Below are 16,892 nucleotides of genomic sequence, written 5' to 3'. Positions count from 1 at the left end.
CCCGTCGGGTCAGGCCGTGGGGGCGACGCCGTCGACGGCGGGCCGCGGCACGTCCGCGCCGTAGATCGAGGTCATCAGCTGCTCGACCCAGAGGATGAGCTCGGCGTCGACCAGCCCCTCCCCGTGCCGCACCGGCAGGGGGACGCTGACCGAGTTCGTCTGGCCGAACCACCGAGCGCCCGGGTAGAGGCGCTGCAGGCGCACCTGCATGCTGTCCGCCAGGTCGGCCCCGGCGACGCGCAGGTTGCTGCCCATGACGACGACCTCGCTGAGCCCGGCCTTCTGCGCCGCTCGCCGGAGGCGGGAGACCTCGATCAGCGCGAGCACCGAGGCGGGCGGCGTCCCGTAGCGGTCGGTGAGCTCGTCGAGCACCGAGTCGATCTGGTCGTCGCTCGAGGTCGGGGCGCTGGCCGTCGAGAGCTTCTGGTACGCCTCGAGCCGGAGACGCTCGCTCTCGACGTACTCGTCGGGGATGTGGGCGTCGACGGGCAGCTCGAGCCGCAGCTCGGTCTGCCCCTCGGCCACGTCGCCACGGAACGCGCCGACCGCCTCCCCGATCATCCGGAGGTAGAGGTCGAAGCCGACGCCCGCGATGTGGCCCGACTGCTCGCCGCCGAGCAGGTTGCCGGCTCCGCGGATCTCCAGGTCCTTCAGGGCCACCTGCATGCCGGCGCCGAGCTCGTTGTTGGCGGCGATCGTCTCCAGCCTGTCCTGTGCGGTCTCGCTGAGGGGCTTGTCCGGGTCGTAGAGGAAGTAGGCGTAGCCGCGCTCGCGGCCGCGACCGACCCGGCCGCGGAGCTGGTGCAGCTGGCTGAGCCCGTACTTGTCGGCCCGGTCGATGATCAGGGTGTTCGCGTTGGCGATGTCGAGGCCGGTCTCGATGATGGTCGTCGAGACGAGCACGTCGAACTTTCGCTCCCAGAAGTCGACCATGACCTGCTCGAGGGTGGACTCGGCCATCTGGCCGTGCGCCACCGCGACCCGCGCCTCCGGCACGAGCTCGGCGATCTCGGCGGCGACCCGGTTGATGCTCGAGACGCGGTTGTGCACGTAGAAGACCTGGCCCTCGCGCAGCAGCTCTCGTCGGATCGCCGCGGCCTTCTGCCGTTCGCCCTCGGGCCCCACGAAGGTGAGGATCGGGTGCCGGTCCTCCGGAGGCGTCGCGAGGGTCGACATCTCGCGGATGCCGGTCACGGCCATCTCGAGCGACCGAGGGATGGGCGTCGCGGACATGGCGAGGATGTCGACGTTGGTCTTGAGCTTCTTCAGGGCGTCCTTGTGCTCCACGCCGAACCGCTGCTCTTCGTCGATGATCACCAGCCCCACGTCTTTGTAGGCGATGCCCTCGCTCAGGAGGCGGTGGGTGCCGATGACCATGTCGACCGTGCCGTCGCCGAGCCCCTTGATGGTCTCCTTGCTCTCCTTCGCGGACTGGAAGCGGCTGAGGCTCCGCAGGTGCACGGGGAACCCGGCGAAGCGCTCGCTGAACGTGTCGAAGTGCTGCTTGACGAGCAGCGTCGTCGGCACGAGCATCACGACCTGCTTGCCGTCCTGGATCGCCTTGAACGCGGCGCGCACGGCCACCTCGGTCTTGCCGTAGCCCACGTCGCCCGAGAGCAGGCGGTCCATCGGGATCGGCCGTTCCATGTCGGCCTTGATCTCGTCGATCGTCGTGAGCTGGTCGGGCGTCTCGGCGAACGGGAACGCCTCCTCGAGCTCGCGCTGCCACGGGGTGTCGGGCGGGAACGCGTGCCCCTTCGACGCCATCCGCGCCGAGTACAGCTTGACGAGCTCGACCGCGATGTCGCGAACGGCCCGGCGGGCCTTGCTCTTCGCCGAGGCCCAGTCGCTGCCGCCCATCTTGCTGAGCGAGGGCGCCTCGCCGCCGACGTAGCGGCTGAGCAGGTCGAGCTGGTCGGTGGGCACGTAGAGCTTGTCGCCGGGGTAGCCGCGCTTGGAGGGCGCGTACTCGAGCACGAGGTACTCGCGGCTGTTCTTGACGGCGTTGCGGCCGCCGGAGGAGACCTCGCGGCTGGTCAGCTCGAGGAACTTGCCGATGCCGTGGGTCTGGTGCACGACCACGTCGCCCGGCTTGAGCTGCAGCGGGTCGACGACGTTCTTGCGGCGGCTCGCGAGCTTCTTGACCTGACGGGAGTCGTAGTTCGCCGACCGGCCGTAGAAGTCGCTCTCGCCGAGAACGGCGATCTTGGCGGAGGGCAGCTCGAAGCCGGCCTCGACTCCCCCGGCGACGAGGTGCACGACGCCCTGCTCGAGCTCGTCGGGCAGAGCGTCGACGAGACGAGCGGCGACGCCCTGCTCGGACAGCACGTCGCGGGCACGCTCGACGAGCCCGGTGCCCCGTGCGGTGACGACGACGCTCCAGCCATCTTGCACGCGGCCGACGACGTGGTCGAGCGCGCCCTCGGCGTGCCCGCTGAAGCTCGGCACGGGGGCGGCCTCGACGCGCACGTAGTCGCCTGCCGCCTGGACCGCCTCGTCGTCGGTGAGCACCTCGCCCGAGTCGAAGCCGCTGAAGGTGAACCACGCGCGGTCGCCGGCCGCCGCCCGCAGGTCGCGGAGCGCGAGGAAGTCGCCGGCGTCGAGGTCGATCGGGGCGGCGGCCCCGGCGGTCGCGGCGTTCCACGCCGCGGACAGGAACTCGCGGTTCGTCTCGGCGAGGCTCTTGGCCCGCGACTGCACGCGCTCGGGCGAGAGCACGGCGACGGAGGCGCCCGCCGGCAGGTAGTGGGTGAGCGGGACGAGACGGTCGACCAGCGCCGGCGCCAGCGACTCCATCCCCTCGACCGGGATGCCCTCGGCGATCTTGGCGAGCATCTGGGCGAGGCCCGGGAACTCGTGCTGCATCTCGCGGGCACGCTGGCGCACGGGCGCGGTGAGCAGCATCTCGCGGCTCGGCGGCAGCTCGACCGTGCTCACGACGCCCTCGAGGCTGCGCTGGTCGGCCACCGAGAAGGTGCGGAGCTGATCGACCTCGTCGCCGAAGAAGTCGACGCGCACCGGGTGCTCGGCCGTCGGCGGGAACACGTCGAGGATGCCTCCGCGCACCGCGAACTCGCCACGCCGGGTGACCATGTCGACGCGCGCGTACGCGAGGTCGACGAGCCGCAGGGCGATCGCAGAGAGGTCGTGGCCCCGGTCGCCGATGGTCAGCACGACCGGGTCGATGTCGGCGAGGTTGTCGGAGACGGGCTGCAGGGCCGCACGGACGCCCGCGACGACGACGAGCGGACGCACGCCCGCGGAGGCCTCGGGGCTCGAACCCGCGGCCTCTGCCTCGGCGGACCAGGCGGCGAGGCGACGGAGCGCATGGATCCGCTTGCCGACGGTCTCGGCGCTCGGGCTGAGACGCTCGTGCGGCAGCGTCTCCCACGCGGGGAACTCGATGACCTCGGCGCCGGGCAGGTAGCTGGCGAGGGACAGGCGGACGGCCTCGGACTCGCGACCGGTGGCGGTGACCACGAGCATGGCCTGGGGCCCGGCGCGCCTGGCGAGCAGCCCCGCGAGGAGCGGCACGCGCAGGCCGTCGACCACCGAGAAGTCGGTGCTGCGATCAGCCCGGTCGAGGGCGGAGGAGTACGTGGAGGCGCGCGAGAGCGCCTTGATCAAGCCCGCGAGTATCACCCGACAAGGCTACTCGGGACAGCCGACAGTGCGCCGGTCCGCGGTGCCCCGCCCCGATGCGAGCGGAGCAGCAGGTCGCCAGCGAGCAGGGCCCCGGTCAGGCCTTCGCGGTGTGGAACTTGAGCTGCGCCGCGGTGAGGCCGTCGGCGACGATCATCTCGACCGCGTCGGCGGCGTCGGCGAGCAGCAGCGGGAGCTCCTTGCGCTCGGTCGACGAGAAGGCCTTGAGCACGTAGTCGGCGGCGGGCTGCCGGCCGGGCGGTCGGCCGATGCCGACGCGCACGCGGAGGAACTCGTTCGACCCGGTGGCGGCGATGATGTCGCGCAGCCCGTTGTGGCCGCCGTGGCCGCCGCCCTGCTTGAGCTTGATCGAGTCGAAGTCGATGTCGAGCTCGTCGTGCACCACGATCAGCCGCGACACGTCGAGGTCGTAGTACTTCAGCAGCGCGGCCACGGGCCCGCCCGACAGGTTCATGAAGCTGCGGGGGGCGGCGAGGACGAAGCGGGGGCCGCCCGGCTGGGGGCGGCCCTCCGCGACGCTCGCGTTGGTGCGGTGGCTCTTGAAGCTCGCCGACAGGCGGTGAGCCAGCTCGGCGAGCACCATCTGTCCGACGTTGTGCCGGGTGCCTGCGTAGTCGGGCCCGGGGTTGCCGAGCCCGACCACGAGCCACTGCGAGTCGTCCACGGGATGGTCCTCCTCGGGAGACACGCGGGGCTGTCAGGCGGTCGGAGTCGCGGACGACGCCGTGGTGCGGTGGTGCTGGTGGTGCTGCGACCGGTGTTACTCGGAGCGCTCTTCGTCCTCGATCGAGGGCACGTCGCCCTCGGCCTCGGCGGCCTCGCCCGACTCGTCGTCGACGGCGTCGGTGGTGAGGTCGAGCTGCGGGACGGAGACGCTCGTGATGAGCACCTCGGCGTCGGTGACGAGCGAGGCGCCCTCGGGGAGGACGACGTCGGAGGCGTGCACCTGCGCGCCGTCCTCGAGGCCCTCGATCGAGACGACGACCGACTGCGGGATCGCGGTGGCCGAGACCTCGAGCGTGATGGCGTTGAGCTCGACGACGTGGATCGTGCCGGGAGCGGACTCGCCCTCGATGTGCACGGGCACGTCGACCTCGACCTTCTCGCCCTGGCGGACGACGATGAGGTCGATGTGCTCGATGACCTGCTTCACCGGGTCGCGCTGGATGTCCTTGACGAGGGCGAGCTGCTTCGTGCCCTCGATGTCGAGCGTGATCAGCGCGTTCGAGCGACGCGTGATGAGCATCGTCTCGTGGCCGGGCAGGGTGACGTGCTGGGGGTCGGTGCCGTGGCCGTAGATGACCGCGGGGATCTGGTCCTTCGCCCGGATCTTGCGGGCCGCGCCCTTGCCGAAGCTGGTGCGGACGAGGGCGGACAGGGTGTTGTCGTCAGCCATGGTGGTCTCCTTCTCTTCGGGCCTCGCGGCCCGGGGGTTGTGTGGTCGATGTCAACTCGAACGCAGATCGCGTGAGGAGGGACCTCGCAGCCGTGGGGACGATGTCACGAGACCGAGTGCCTGCCTACCGCGTCGATAACGGGTGCCGGAGCACCCCTCGCCGAAGTCGACCCCCACGTTACAGGCCACCCGGGCGTGTCGCCAACCCGCGGACGTCGGCGACCGTCAGCGCCCGCCGAGACGGGCCAGCGCCTCCGCGACGATCTCGTCCGGCCCCGCGGACACGTCGACGCCGAAGCCGGGCTCGTCGTCGCCGAGCGGCTCGAGGGTCGCGAACTGCGACTCCATCAGCCCGGGCGGCATGAAGTGCCCCTTGCGTGCCTTCTGCCGCTCGGCCACGAGTTCGCGGACACCGGTGAGGTGCACGAACCGGAGGCGCGGGTCGCCGCCGCGGAGCACGTCCCGGTAGCGGCGCTTCAGTGCCGAGCAGGCGACGACCACGCCGTCCTCCCCGGCGTCGCGGATGCGCTGCGCGACGATCTCGAGCCACGGCGCACGATCGTCGTCGTCGAGCGCGTGGCCAGCGGCCATCTTGTCGCGGTTGGCCTGCGGGTGGAGGTCGTCGGCGTCGACGAACGGGACGCCCGCGGTGCGGGCCAGGAGCTCGCCGACCGTGGACTTGCCGGAGCCGGACACCCCCATCACGACGACGGGCCGGATCGGGGCGGGCAGCGGTGTCTCAGGCACGGGGACCTCTCGGTGTCGGGGACGGCGGCGTCCGGACCAGCGTAGACGCGCCTCCTCGTGTCGTCCGCGCCCCGGAGGGCGCTGACGGTGCCTGTCAGGGGCGCAGGACGGAGGAATAGTGTGCGGGGGTCATCGACCGCAAGGAGGCACCGTGACCGAGCACGGAGAACAGTCCACCCCCACCGCCCAGGCGAACATCGGAGTCGTCGGCCTGGCCGTCATGGGATCGAACCTGGCCCGCAACCTCGCCAGCCGCGAGGGCAACACCGTCGCCGTCTACAACCGCTCCCCCGGGCGCACGGACACCCTGATGGACGAGCACGGCGACGCCGGCTTCGTCGCCTCGAAGTCGATCGAGGACTTCGCCGCCTCGCTGCAGAAGCCGCGCACCGCGATCATCATGGTCCAGGCCGGCAAGGGCACCGACGCCGTCATCGACCAGCTCGCCGACCTCTTCGAGGAGGGCGACATCATCGTCGACGGCGGCAACGCGAACTTCCAGGACACGAGGAGGCGCGAGGCAGCCCTCAAGGAGCGAGGCCTGAACTTCGTCGGCGCCGGCATCTCCGGGGGCGAGGAGGGCGCCCTCAAGGGCCCGTCGATCATGCCCGGCGGCTCGAAGGAGGCGTACGAGACCCTCGGCCCGATCCTCGCGTCGATCGCCGCGGTCGCCGAGGGCGAGCCGTGCGTCACGCACATCGGCTCCGACGGCGCCGGCCACTTCGTCAAGATGATCCACAACGGCATCGAGTACGCCGACATGCAGCTCATCGCCGAGTCGTACGACCTGCTCCGTCGCGTCGGCGGCCACGAGCCGGCCGACATCGCCGCCGTGTTCGAGGAGTGGAACGAGGGCGAGCTGGAGTCGTACCTGATCGAGATCACCGCCGAGGTGCTGCGCCAGGTCGACGCCAAGACCGGCGGCCCCCTCGTCGACTCCATCGTCGACGCGGCCGGCTCGAAGGGCACCGGCGTCTGGACCGTGCAGAACAGCGTCGGCCTGGGCGTGCCCGTCGGCGGCATCGCCGAGGCCGTCTTCGCCCGGGCCGTCTCGTCGAAGCCCGACCAGCGCGCCGCGGTGCAGGCGACCCTGAAGGGCCGGCCCGAGGTGCAGGAGGCGGGCGACGGCTTCGAGGACGACGTGCAGAAGGCGCTCTACGCCTCGAAGATCGTGGCCTACGCCCAGGGCTTCGACGCGATCATCGCGGGCGCGCTCGAGTACGACTGGGACATCGACAAGGGCGCCGTGGCGAAGATCTGGCGCGGCGGCTGCATCATCCGCGCGCAGTTCCTCAACCGCATCGTCGAGGCGTACGAGAAGGACAGCACCATCGCGACGCTGCTCGAGGACGACTACTTCGCCGCCGCCGTCCGCGACGGGGAGCAGGCCTGGCGCCGCATCGTCGCCAAGGCGGCCCTGTCGGGCATCCCCGTGCCCGGGTTCGCGTCGGCGCTGTCCTACTACGACTCGCTCGCGTCGGAGCGCCTCCCGGCCGCCCTCATCCAGGGCCAGCGCGACTTCTTCGGCGCGCACACCTACGAGCGGGTCGGCGAGGACGGCGTGTTCCACACGCTGTGGTCGGGCGACCGCTCGGAGATCGAGACGGAGCCGTCGACGCACTGACGCCGGCGCGACTCGACGGCGGGTCGCGGTGTCGCAGGCGAGAAGGGACGAGGCAGGCGCGGGACCGCGCCTGCCTCGTCCCTTCTCGCCGTCGGCGCTGCTGGCGCTGTCGGCGCGGCCGTGCGACCGCGCGCGGACCGGGCGGTCAGTCGGCGGGCGTCGCGCCGGGCAGGGTCGCCGTGGCGGCGGCCAGCACGAACGGGTCCTCGCAGCCGCGGGCGTACCCCTGGATGCGCCGGTCGATGTCGCGCTGGAGGACGACGGCCCCGATGCGCTCGGCGATCGGTGCCAGCCACGACGGGCGGCAGGTGAAGTTGTAGCGCCAGGTGGCGGCGGTGCTGCCGGGGTCGCCCTCGACCGCCTTGAAGCGCCACCCGCCGCCCATGCGGGCGAAGAACCAGGGGCCCGTCGTCATCGCGAAGCCGACGTTCGTGGGCGGGGCGAACGAGACGTACTCGCTCTCCATCCGGAAGCCGAAGCGCTGCACCGTCAGGGTGCGGACGCCCTTGGCCGGGCGCGTGGCGCCGTCGAGGAAGTGCTGGTGCCGGATGAACGGGTCCCAGCGGAGGCGCGCCTCCCCCGTCGTCTGCGAGACGGCGAAGGCGAGCTCGGGGGTGACGGGGACGACGCAGCGGGACTCGACGACGGGCACGAGGTGCTTCCTACGCCGCTCCGTCGAACATCGACGTGACCGAGCCGTTGTCGAAGACCTCGTGGATCGCGCGGGCGATCAGCGGGGCGATCGGCAGGATCTCGAGCTTGTCGAACTTCTGGTGGTCGGTCAGCGGCAGGGTGTCCGTGACGACGACCGAGTCGATGAAGTCGCTGCTGAGGATCTCGGGCGCCGGGTCGCTGAAGACCGCGTGGGTGGCCGCGACGACGACGCCGATCGCACCGGCCGCCTTGAGCGCCTCGGCGGCCTTGACGATGGTGCGGCCCGTGTCGATCAGGTCGTCGACCAGCAGGCAGACGCGGCCCTCGACCTCGCCGACGATCTCGTGCACGGTGACCTGGTTCGGCACGAGCGGGTCGCGGCGCTTGTGGATGATGGCGAGGGGCGCGTCGAGCTTCTCGCTCCAGATGTCGGCGACGCGGACGCGGCCCATGTCGGGCGAGACCACGGTCAGGGTGCTGTTGTCGAGCTTGGTGCGGAAGTGCTCGAGCAGCACCGGCATGGCGAAGAGGTGGTCGACCGGGCCGTCGAAGAAGCCCTGGATCTGCGGGGCGTGCAGATCGACGCTCATGATGCGGTGGGCGCCCGCGGCCTTGAACAGGTCGGCGACGAGACGGGCCGAGATCGGCTCGCGGCCCCGGCCCTTCTTGTCCTGACGGGCGTACGGGTAGAACGGCGCGACGACCGTGATGCGCTTCGCCGAGGCGCGCTTGAGGGCGTCGACCATGATCAGCTGCTCCATGAGCCACTCGTTGATCGGGGCCGAGTGCGACTGGATGACGAACGCGTCGGCGCCGCGGACGCTCTCGTCGTAGCGCGCGTAGAGCTCGCCGTTGGCGAAGGTGCGGGCGTCGGTCGGGATCAGCTCGGAGCCGAGCTCCGACGCGATCTGGTTCGCCAGCTCGGGGTGCGCACGCCCCGAGACCAGAACGAGTCGGTTCTCGCCGGTGATCTTGATTCCGGACACGTCACTCGCTCTCCGGCCCCGGGGGGCCAACCCGACAGGGGTCAGTCGGTCGTTCGTTCGGCGCGGGCTGCGGCCTCGGCCGCCGCGGAGCCGGGGCGGTTCGCCTCGACCCATCCGCTCGCATTGCGCTGTGGGGCGATGCTCAACGCCAGCGCGCCGGCCGGCACGTCCTTGCGGACGACCGTCCCTGCGCCTGAGTACGCTCCGTCGCCAATCCTAACGGGGGCGACGAACACGTTGTGCGACCCGGTGCGCACGTTCGACCCGACCTCGGTGCGGTGCTTGTGCACGCCGTCGTAGTTGGCCGTGATGGTGCCGGCGCCGATGTTGCTGTCGGTGCCGACCTCGGTGTCGCCGATGTAGCTGAGGTGCGGCACCTTCGAGCCCGCGCCGATCTCGGCGTTCTTGGTCTCGACGAACGTGCCGATCTTGCCGCCCTCGCCGAGCACGGTGCCGGGACGCAGGTACGAGAACGGGCCCACGGAGGCGCGGGCCCCGATCACGGCGAGGGTCGCGTCGGTGCGCTTCACGACCGCCCCTTCGCCGACCTCGGTGTCGACGAGCGTCGTGTCGGGACCGACCACGGCACCCGCCGCGACGTAGGTGGCGCCCTTGAGCTGCGTGCCGGGCAGCAGCTCGACGTCGGGGCTGAGGGAGACGTCGCGGTCGATCCAGGTGGTCTGCGGGTCGACGATGCTGACGCCCTCGCGCTGCCAGTGCTCGACGATGCGGTCGTTGAGGCGGCGGGCCGCCGCGGCGAGCTGTACCCGGTCGTTGATGCCCTCGAGGCGCCAGGTCTCGTCGACCGCACGGGCGGAGACGCGCTCGCCTGCAGCGGTCAGCAGGCCGACCACGTCGGTCACGTACTTCTCGTTCTGCGCGTTGGCCGAGCCGACGCGCGGCAGGTGCGTGCGCAGGGCCGCCACGGTGAAGGCGTAGGTGCCGGAGTTGATCTCGCGCAGCTGCCGCTCCTCCTCGCTGGCGTCCTTGTGCTCGACGATGCGGTCGACGTCGCCCGACGAGCGCCGCACGACGCGGCCGTAGCCGTGGGCGTCGGGGAGGACCGCCGACAGCAGCGTCGCGGCCGCCGCCTCCGCGCGGTGCTGCTCGAGGAGCGCGCCCAAGGTGGCGTGGTCGAGGAAGGGCACGTCGGCGCTGACGACGACGACGTCGCCCTCGAAGTCGGCGGGCAGCGCCTCGACGGCCTGCTCGACGGCACGGCCGGTGCCGGGCACGTCGTCCTGGTCGACGATGACGGCGCCGGGCGTCGTCTCGACGATGCTCGTCACCACCAGGTCGCGCTCGTGCCGCACGACGGCCACGAGGTGCTCGGGCTGCAGCGCCCCGGCGGTCTCGAGCACGTGCTGGATCAGCGGCAGGCCGGCCAGCCGGTGCAGCACCTTCGGCGTCGAGGACTTCATGCGCGTGCCCTGTCCTGCGGCGAGGACGACGACGGCGAGGCTGCGTTCGGGCATGGTGCTCCTAGTGGTGGGGGCGTGCGGCGATCATCGGCGATCCTCCCACGGGCGTCGCAGGAGGCGCGGGTCGGCGACGCGTGTCCGGTGCGGCGGGCGGGTCGGCCGGGCCTTGTGGAGGGCGGACGTCAGCTCCTGGCGACGCGCACGACGGCGGCGGTGCCGCCGACCGCGACGGCGTCCTCGAGCAGGGCGACGACGAGGTCGGGCAGCCCGGTCTTCTCGACGAGGGCCTTGCGGCCGAGGTAGCCCGCGAAGCTGCCGACGACGGCCCCCGCGGCGCCGATCAGCGCGCCCTGCACGCCGCGGTCGGCGCGGAGGTCGGTGGTGCCCATCGCGAAGCCGACGACGGCACCGGCGGCGACGCGTCCGAAGATCGCGCCGCCCGAGATGCGGCTGGGCGTCGACGGCAGCTTGTCGCCGACGAGCTCGCCCGCCCCGGCGGCGACGAACACGGCACGGCCGATCGACGAGCGGAACACCGCCCACTCCTGCCAGCTGCCGGTGAGGGTGCGGCTGTCACGGCTGAGGGCGAGCGCCGCGAGGGGCGTCGCCGAGCGGGAGCCGGTGAGGACGCCGAGCAGGGCGGCACGGGCGAGCGGGGAGAGCGTGGTGGTCGACATGGCCGCAGGCTATCGAGAGCCGAGGCCGCCGGTCCGGATCGGGCCCTGGACGGACGCCTGCGTCGGCTCTCAGCTCGTAGGCTCCGCCACCAGGATTCGAACCTGGACCTAACAGCTCCAAAGGCTGTCGTGCTGCCGTTACACCATGGCGGACCGCGCTCGCCGCGCAGGTCGATTCTGTCAGACCCTGTCCGGGGCCGAGGGCGGGTGTTCCGGGTCGAGGGCGGGTCGGCGCCGACCCGCCCTCGACCCGGAAGACCCGCCGTCGACGGGCTTGGGACCGGCACGCTGCCATGATGTGAAGATGACCGAGGCCGACCTGCACGACGAGCGCGCGCCGCACGACGAGGTCGACCGGATCGTCGCGGCCTGGTCGCACGAACGGCCCGACCTCGACTTCGCCCCGCTGCACGTGCTCTCGCGCGTCGGCCGCCTCGCGAAGCACCTCGACCGCGCCCGACGCGACGCCTTCGTCGCCAGCGACCTCGAGCAGTGGGAGTTCGACGTCCTCTCCGCGCTCCGCCGCGCTGGCGGGCCCTACGAGCTGAGCCCGAAGGCCCTGTTGCAGCAGACGCTCGTCTCGAGCGGCGCCATGACGAACCGGATCGACCGGCTCGTCGCGCGCGGCCTCGTCGAACGGCGCACCGACCCGAACGACGGCCGTGGCGTCCGGGCACGGCTGACCCCGGAAGGGGGCGATGCGGTCGACGCGGCGATCGAGCGCCTCCTCGCTGCCGAGCGCCGCCTCCTCGCCGACCTCGGCCCGGTCGACGAGCAGCGGCTCGGCGACCTCCTGCGGCGGCTGAGCCTCACCCTCGGCGACTGACCCGAGTGACCCGCCTGACCCCATCGGTCCGGGTGACCCTGCCCATCTGAGTCGAGCAGGGTCAGCGAGTGGTCGGTTCCTGTCGTTCCGCGCCTCGCGAGAGACCGGGACCGACCACTCGGCGAGCCCGCCGCGCCAGCGGCGCGCTACGCGAGCAGCTCGCTGAGCTCGAGCCAGCGCACCTCGAGCTCGGCCGTCTTGTGGTCGAGCGCGGTGAGCTTCGCCTGCAGCGCCGCGAGGCCGTCGAAGTCGGACTGGTCGAAGCCCGCGAACTGCTCGAGCAGGCCGCTGCGCTCGGTCGCCGACTTCGCGAGCTTGCGGTCGATCGACCCCAGCTCCTTCTCGGCGTTGCGCTTCTCGGCGCCCGAGAGGCCCGACGCGGCCGCCGCGGCGGCGACCGACGACTGGGCGCCCTGCACCGCGGTCGGGCGGTCGGTGGCGCCGCCCTGGGTGTCCGTGGCCTGCTTGCGCAGGGCGAGGTACTGGTCGACGCCGCCGGGCAGGTGGCGGAACTGCCCGTCGAGCACCGCGTACTGCTGGTCGGTGACGCGCTCGAGCAGGTACCGGTCGTGCGAGACGACGAGCAGGGTGCCGGGCCAGCCGTCGAGCAGGTCCTCCATCGCGGCGAGCATGTCGGTGTCGAGGTCGTTCGTGGGCTCGTCGAGGATGAGCACGTTGGGCTCGTTGAGCAGGATCAGCAGGAACTGCAGGCGGCGCTTCTGCCCGCCCGACAGGTCCTTGATCGGCGTCTGCAGCTGCGCGCTGGTGAAGCCCAGGCGCTCCAGCAGCTGCCCGGGCGTCATCTCCTTGCCGGCCGTGACGTAGGAGGTGCGCTGCCGGCCGATGAGGTCGTTCACCTTCTCGTTCGCGACCTCGTGCAGGTCGGCGAGCTGCTGGTCCAGGATCGCGAACTTGACCGTCTTGCCCTGCTTGACCCGCCCCTCCGTCGGCTGCACCTCGCCCGTGACGACCTTGAGCAGCGTCGACTTGCCGGCCCCGTTGACGCCCAGCACGCCGGTGCGCTCGCCGGGGGCGATGCGCCACTCGACGCCGTGCAGCACCCGCTTGTCGCCGAACGAGACGCCGACCTCGACGAGGTCGACCACGTCCTTGCCCAGCCGGGCCGTCGCCATCTGCGACAGCTCGACGGCGTTGCGGGCGGGCGGCTCGTCGGCGATCAGCTCGTTCGCCGCGTCGATGCGGAACTTGGGCTTGGTCGAGCGGGCGGGCGCACCACGACGGAGCCACGCCAGCTCTTTCCGCATCAGGTTCTGGCGCTTCGACTCGGACGCCGCGGCCGAGCGGTCGCGCTCGACGCGCTGCAGCACGTACGCGGCGTAGCCGCCCTCGAAGGGCTCGACGATGCCGTCGTGCACCTCCCACGTGTCGGTCGAGACCTCGTCGAGGAACCACCGGTCGTGGGTCACGACGACGAGCGCGCCCGACGACGGCGACCACCGGCGACGGAGGTGCTCGGCCAGCCAGGCCACGCCCTCGACGTCGAGGTGGTTGGTGGGCTCGTCGAGGAACAGCACGTCCCAGTCGCCGACGAGGAGGCGCGCGAGGGCCACCCGACGACGCTGGCCGCCCGAGAGGTCGCCGAGCCGCGCCTCCCACGGGATGTCGGTCGCGAGGCCCGAGATGACGTCGCGGATGCGGGCGTCGCCCGCCCACTCGTGCTCGTCGCGGTCGCCGACGATCATGCGGCCGACCGTGTCGTCGTCGGGCAGCACGTCGCGCTGGTCGAGCATGCCGATCGTGAGGCCGCGGCGGGTCGTGACCCGGCCGTCGTCGGGCTCGAGGCGGCCGGCGAGCACGGACATGAGGGTCGACTTGCCGTCGCCGTTGCGGCCGACGACGCCGATGCGGGAGCCCTCGTCGATGCCGAGCGTCACCCCGTCGAGGACGACCTTGGTCGGGAATTCGAGCTTGAGGTTCTCTGCGCCTAGTAGGTGTGCCACCCGACGAGCGTAGGCGACGGCGGCTGACCGGGCGGACCGCGTCAGCAGCGCCGCCCGGCTGCACTCAGCCCAGCGACGCCGTCCACTCGTCGGGGCCGTCCGTGAACGCCTGGCGCTTCCAGATCGGCAGGCGCTCCTTGACCAGGTCGACGAGCGCCGAGCAGGCGGCGAAGGCCTCGGCCCGGTGGGGCGAGGCGACGGCGCAGGCGAGCGCGACGTCGCCGATCTCGAGGTCGCCGACGCGGTGCTGCACCGCGATGGTGACCGCGGGGTGCTCCGCCGCGATCTGCTCGGCGACGGAGCCCATGACCTCACCCGCCGACGGGTGCTGCTCGTAGTGCAGCGCGGCCACGTCGCGGCCGCCGTCGTGGTCGCGCACGACGCCCTCGAACGTCACGATCGCCCCGGAGGCGCGGCTCTCGACGATCACGGAGCACTCGGCCGCCGAGAGCACCGTCTCGACCACCTCGGCGAGCAGCACGCGCCCGCTGGGGCCGGTCGGGGTCGCCACCGCGTCGGGGTCGCCCCCCTCGGCCTCGAGGACGGCGTCGGCGGCCGCTTCTTCTCCCGCGGCGCTGAGGGCAGGGCCCTCGACGGGTCGTGCGTTGTCGAGGGAGTCAGTCATGAGCGCCTCCGGAGAGCTGGTCGAGCAGGTGATCGATCAGGGGGTCGAGGACGGCGAGCCCGTCGCGCACTCCCCCGCGGGAGCCGGGCAGGTTGACGACGACCGTGCGGCCGGCGACGCCGGCCAGCCCCCTCGAGAGCAGGGCCGTGGGGGTGGCGGCCGTGCCGCGCCTCCTCATCTCCTCGGCGATGCCGGGGATCTCGCGGTCGAGCAGCGGAGCGGTCTGCTCGGGGGTGCGGTCGGTGGGCGTGAGGCCGGTGCCGCCGGTGGTGAGCACGACGTCGACGCCCTGCGCCAGGACCGCGGCGAGCGCCTCGCCCACGGGGGCGCCGTCGGCGACGACCACCGGCTCGCCGGCGAGCCAGCCGCGTGCGGCGAACCAGTCGCGGATCACCGGGCCGGTGAGGTCGGGCGACGTCCCGGCGGCGGCTCGGGTGGAGGCGACGACCACGACGGCGCGACGCGGGACGTCGGCGGGCGCATCGGCGGGCGCGTCGGCGGCGGACGGCTCGGCGGCGGGCGACGACGTCATCGCGACCAGGCCCCGCTCTTGCCGCCCGACTTCTCGAGCACCTTGACGTCGCCGATCACGGCGAGGTGGTCGACGGCCTTGATCATGTCGAAGAGGGTGAGGGCCGCGACGGTCGCCGCGGTCAGCGCCTCCATCTCGACGCCCGTGACGCCTCGGGTCCGGACGCGGGCGACGACGGTGACCGACGCCTCCTCGGCCCCGGTGTCGGCCCCGTCGGTCTCGAAGTCGACCGTGATCGCGCCGAGCGGCAGGGGGTGGCAGAGCGGGATGAGGGCCGGGGTCTGCTTCGCGGCCATGATGCCGGCGATGCGCGCGGTGCCGAGCGCCTCGCCCTTGGGCAGCGTGCCGTCGACCAGGCGGGCGACGACGTCGGGTCGGGTCGTGAGCACGGCCTGCGCGGCGGCCTCGCGGCTGGTCTCGGCCTTGCCCGTGACGTCGACCATGTGGGCCGATCCGTCGGGCCGGACGTGGGTGAGGTCGCCGACCGGCTGCTGCCCGGTCGACGCGGGCGGGTCGCCGTGCGCGTCGTCACTCATCGAGTGTCCAGACTACGACCTCGTCGCCCTCGTCGAGCCGGTCGACGCCGACCGGGACGTGCACGAGGACGGTCGCCTCGGCGTGTGCGGCGAGGAGGTGCGAGCTCGGCCCGCCGACGAGCACGACCCTGCCGTCGACGTCGAGTCGTCCGCGCCTCAGCTGGTGCTTGCCGACGGGCGAGTCGGCGGCCTCCCCCATCGGCGCCCTGCGGTGCAGCCGTGCTGGGCCGACGCCGGTCGCGTCGTGCAGCACCGGTCGGAGGAACGCCTCGAACGAGACGAGCGCGCTGACCGGGTTCCCGGGGAAGCAGACGACGGGCAGGTCGTGGTCGCGGAGGGCGAGCGTGCCCCAGCCCTGCGGGCCGCCGGGCTGCATCGCCACGTGCCCGAAGACGACGCCGGCCGGCTCGAAGGCGTCGCGGACCACCTCGTAGGCGCCGGCGCTGACGCCCCCGGTCGTGAGCACGAGGTCGACGGACCCGCCGTGCCGGGCCACCACGGCGAGCAGGGCGTCCGCGTCGTCGGAGACGCGCTCGACGACGACGTCGGCGCCGACGTCGACGAGGGCCGCGGCGAGGCCCGCGCCGTTGGCGTCGTGGATCGTGCCGGGGGCGAGCTCGGCACCGGGCGCGCTCAGTTCTTCGCCGGTCGAGACCAGCAGGAGGCGCGGGCGGCGGACGACCTCGACGGTCACCAGCCCGGAGGCGGCCAGCACGCCCCAGCGCGCCGGGGTCAGCACCGTGCCGGCGCGCAGCAGGACGCTGCCGGCGGAGACGTCGCTGCCGGCGGCGCGGACGAAGGTCCCCTCGGCCACGGGGCCCCGGAGGCCGACGCGGGCGGTGCTCCCGGCGGCGGGGAACGCGGGCGGGTCGGCCCGCTCGATCGGGACGACCGCGACGGCGCCCTCGGGGACGGCGGCGCCGGTCATGATCGGCGCGGCGGTGCCGGGGCGGAGGGCCGGACCGGTGCGGCCGGCCGGGATCGGGTCGACGACCACCAGGTCGAGGTCGCCGGAGCGGGCGGCGTCGGGGGCGGCGAGGGCGTAGCCGTCCATCTGCGAGTTGGCGAAGGGGGGCAGGTCGAGCGGGGCGACGACGTCGGCCGCGAGCACCCGACGGCGGTGCCGGTCGGGCTCGGCCGCGATGCGGACCGGGTCGACGAGGAGGGCCTCCCCAGGACGCCGCGCCAACGCCCCCTCCACCAGCGCCCGGACGGCGATCTGGTGCTGCTCGACTGTGCGCACG

15 protein-coding genes and 1 tRNA gene are annotated in these 16,892 nt (G+C 72.7%); 2 read left to right on the top strand and 14 right to left on the bottom strand.

All coding sequences use genetic code 11. From position 1 onward, the window contains the following. Window positions 1-9: 9 nt before the first annotated feature. From mfd to IFT90_RS04090, 4 genes are all read right to left on the bottom strand, one after another. Complete coding sequence (gene mfd / locus IFT90_RS04105; RefSeq protein ID WP_192041074.1) at window positions 10-3,642, bottom strand: transcription-repair coupling factor; 3,633 nt, start codon at window positions 3,640-3,642, stop codon at window positions 10-12. Between the two features lie 97 nt (window positions 3,643-3,739). After that, window positions 3,740-4,327, bottom strand: a complete 588-nt coding sequence (gene pth, locus IFT90_RS04100) for an aminoacyl-tRNA hydrolase (protein ID WP_192041073.1) — start codon at window positions 4,325-4,327, stop codon at window positions 3,740-3,742. Window positions 4,328-4,423: 96 nt separating this feature from the next. Then, the gene (locus tag IFT90_RS04095; protein ID WP_192041072.1) at window positions 4,424-5,059 is read right to left on the bottom strand and encodes a 50S ribosomal protein L25/general stress protein Ctc; all 636 of its coding nucleotides are present in this window, start codon (window positions 5,057-5,059) and stop codon (window positions 4,424-4,426) included. A 225-nt stretch (window positions 5,060-5,284) separates the two neighbouring features. Then, the gene (locus IFT90_RS04090) at window positions 5,285-5,806 is read right to left on the bottom strand and encodes a gluconokinase (protein ID WP_371812087.1); all 522 of its coding nucleotides are present in this window, start codon (window positions 5,804-5,806) and stop codon (window positions 5,285-5,287) included. A gap of 220 nt (window positions 5,807-6,026) precedes the next feature. Between IFT90_RS04090 and gndA the strand changes: the two genes are divergently transcribed. Further along, window positions 6,027-7,430 carry an NADP-dependent phosphogluconate dehydrogenase gene (gene gndA, locus IFT90_RS04085; RefSeq protein WP_244644803.1) on the top strand — a complete coding sequence of 468 codons (1,404 nt, stop codon included), beginning with the start codon at window positions 6,027-6,029 and terminating at the stop codon, window positions 7,428-7,430. A gap of 145 nt (window positions 7,431-7,575) precedes the next feature. Here the strand turns inward: gndA and IFT90_RS04080 are convergent, their stop codons facing one another. From IFT90_RS04080 to IFT90_RS04060, 5 genes are all read right to left on the bottom strand, one after another. Continuing rightward, a complete protein-coding gene (locus IFT90_RS04080) occupies window positions 7,576-8,082 on the bottom strand; it encodes an SRPBCC family protein (RefSeq protein ID WP_192041071.1) in 507 nt (168 codons plus the stop codon). A gap of 10 nt (window positions 8,083-8,092) precedes the next feature. Next, a complete protein-coding gene (locus IFT90_RS04075) occupies window positions 8,093-9,070 on the bottom strand; it encodes a ribose-phosphate diphosphokinase (RefSeq protein ID WP_146903966.1) in 978 nt (325 codons plus the stop codon). Between the two features lie 41 nt (window positions 9,071-9,111). Further along, complete coding sequence (gene glmU, locus IFT90_RS04070) at window positions 9,112-10,545, bottom strand: bifunctional UDP-N-acetylglucosamine diphosphorylase/glucosamine-1-phosphate N-acetyltransferase GlmU (protein WP_192041070.1); 1,434 nt, start codon at window positions 10,543-10,545, stop codon at window positions 9,112-9,114. A 128-nt stretch (window positions 10,546-10,673) separates the two neighbouring features. After that, the gene (locus tag IFT90_RS04065) at window positions 10,674-11,168 is read right to left on the bottom strand and encodes a DUF4126 family protein (RefSeq protein ID WP_192041069.1); all 495 of its coding nucleotides are present in this window, start codon (window positions 11,166-11,168) and stop codon (window positions 10,674-10,676) included. An 81-nt stretch (window positions 11,169-11,249) separates the two neighbouring features. Beyond that, window positions 11,250-11,321 (bottom strand) — tRNA-Gln (locus tag IFT90_RS04060). A gap of 151 nt (window positions 11,322-11,472) precedes the next feature. Here IFT90_RS04060 and IFT90_RS04055 point away from each other — a divergent pair. Next, complete coding sequence (locus IFT90_RS04055; RefSeq protein ID WP_192041068.1) at window positions 11,473-11,994, top strand: MarR family winged helix-turn-helix transcriptional regulator; 522 nt, start codon at window positions 11,473-11,475, stop codon at window positions 11,992-11,994. Between the two features lie 146 nt (window positions 11,995-12,140). On the opposite strand, the gene IFT90_RS04050 is transcribed toward IFT90_RS04055, so the two are convergent. The 5 genes from IFT90_RS04050 to glp form a co-directional block, all read right to left on the bottom strand. Next, on the bottom strand, window positions 12,141-13,955 hold the full coding sequence (locus IFT90_RS04050) for an ABC-F family ATP-binding cassette domain-containing protein (protein ID WP_123548043.1): 1,815 nt from the start codon (window positions 13,953-13,955) through the stop codon (window positions 12,141-12,143). A 64-nt stretch (window positions 13,956-14,019) separates the two neighbouring features. Then, window positions 14,020-14,580, bottom strand: coding sequence for a molybdenum cofactor biosynthesis protein MoaE (locus IFT90_RS04045; protein WP_192041067.1), 561 nt, complete (start codon window positions 14,578-14,580; stop codon window positions 14,020-14,022). Next, window positions 14,573-15,112 carry a molybdenum cofactor biosynthesis protein B gene (locus tag IFT90_RS04040; RefSeq protein ID WP_192041066.1) on the bottom strand — a complete coding sequence of 180 codons (540 nt, stop codon included), beginning with the start codon at window positions 15,110-15,112 and terminating at the stop codon, window positions 14,573-14,575. The genes IFT90_RS04045 and IFT90_RS04040 overlap by 8 nt, the downstream gene beginning before the upstream one ends. Beyond that, window positions 15,109-15,648 (bottom strand): cyclic pyranopterin monophosphate synthase MoaC, encoded by a 540-nt coding sequence (gene moaC / locus IFT90_RS04035; protein WP_192041065.1) that lies wholly within the window; start codon window positions 15,646-15,648, stop codon window positions 15,109-15,111. Before moaC ends, IFT90_RS04040 begins: the two co-directional genes overlap by 4 nt. After that, a complete protein-coding gene (glp, locus tag IFT90_RS04030; protein ID WP_192041064.1) occupies window positions 15,641-16,891 on the bottom strand; it encodes a gephyrin-like molybdotransferase Glp in 1,251 nt (416 codons plus the stop codon). Before glp ends, moaC begins: the two co-directional genes overlap by 8 nt. Between the last annotated feature and the right edge of the window lies 1 nt (window position 16,892).

It is taken from the genome of Frigoribacterium sp. CFBP 8766, from assembly GCF_014841435.1.
In the GTDB taxonomy this organism is placed as follows: Bacteria; Actinomycetota; Actinomycetes; order Actinomycetales; family Microbacteriaceae; genus Frigoribacterium.
The sequence above is the reverse complement of the archived record's forward strand: the minus strand, read 5'-3'. Positions and strand labels throughout refer to the sequence as shown.

What these genes read in the sequence shown, in the direction of transcription:
- gndA (WP_244644803.1), top strand. Translation starts at nt 6,027, where the DNA reads ATGGGATCGAACCTGGCCCGCAACCTCGCCAGCCGCGAGGGCAACACC.
- IFT90_RS04095 (WP_192041072.1), bottom strand. Translation starts at nt 5,059, where the DNA reads ATGGCTGACGACAACACCCTGTCCGCCCTCGTCCGCACCAGCTTCGGC.
- IFT90_RS04065 (WP_192041069.1), bottom strand. Translation starts at nt 11,168, where the DNA reads ATGTCGACCACCACGCTCTCCCCGCTCGCCCGTGCCGCCCTGCTCGGC.
- moaC (WP_192041065.1), bottom strand. Translation starts at nt 15,648, where the DNA reads ATGAGTGACGACGCGCACGGCGACCCGCCCGCGTCGACCGGGCAGCAG.
- IFT90_RS04055 (WP_192041068.1), top strand. Translation starts at nt 11,473, where the DNA reads ATGACCGAGGCCGACCTGCACGACGAGCGCGCGCCGCACGACGAGGTC.
- IFT90_RS04040 (WP_192041066.1), bottom strand. Translation starts at nt 15,112, where the DNA reads ATGACGTCGTCGCCCGCCGCCGAGCCGTCCGCCGCCGACGCGCCCGCC.
- glmU (WP_192041070.1), bottom strand. Translation starts at nt 10,545, where the DNA reads ATGCCCGAACGCAGCCTCGCCGTCGTCGTCCTCGCCGCAGGACAGGGC.
- IFT90_RS04045 (WP_192041067.1), bottom strand. Translation starts at nt 14,580, where the DNA reads ATGACTGACTCCCTCGACAACGCACGACCCGTCGAGGGCCCTGCCCTC.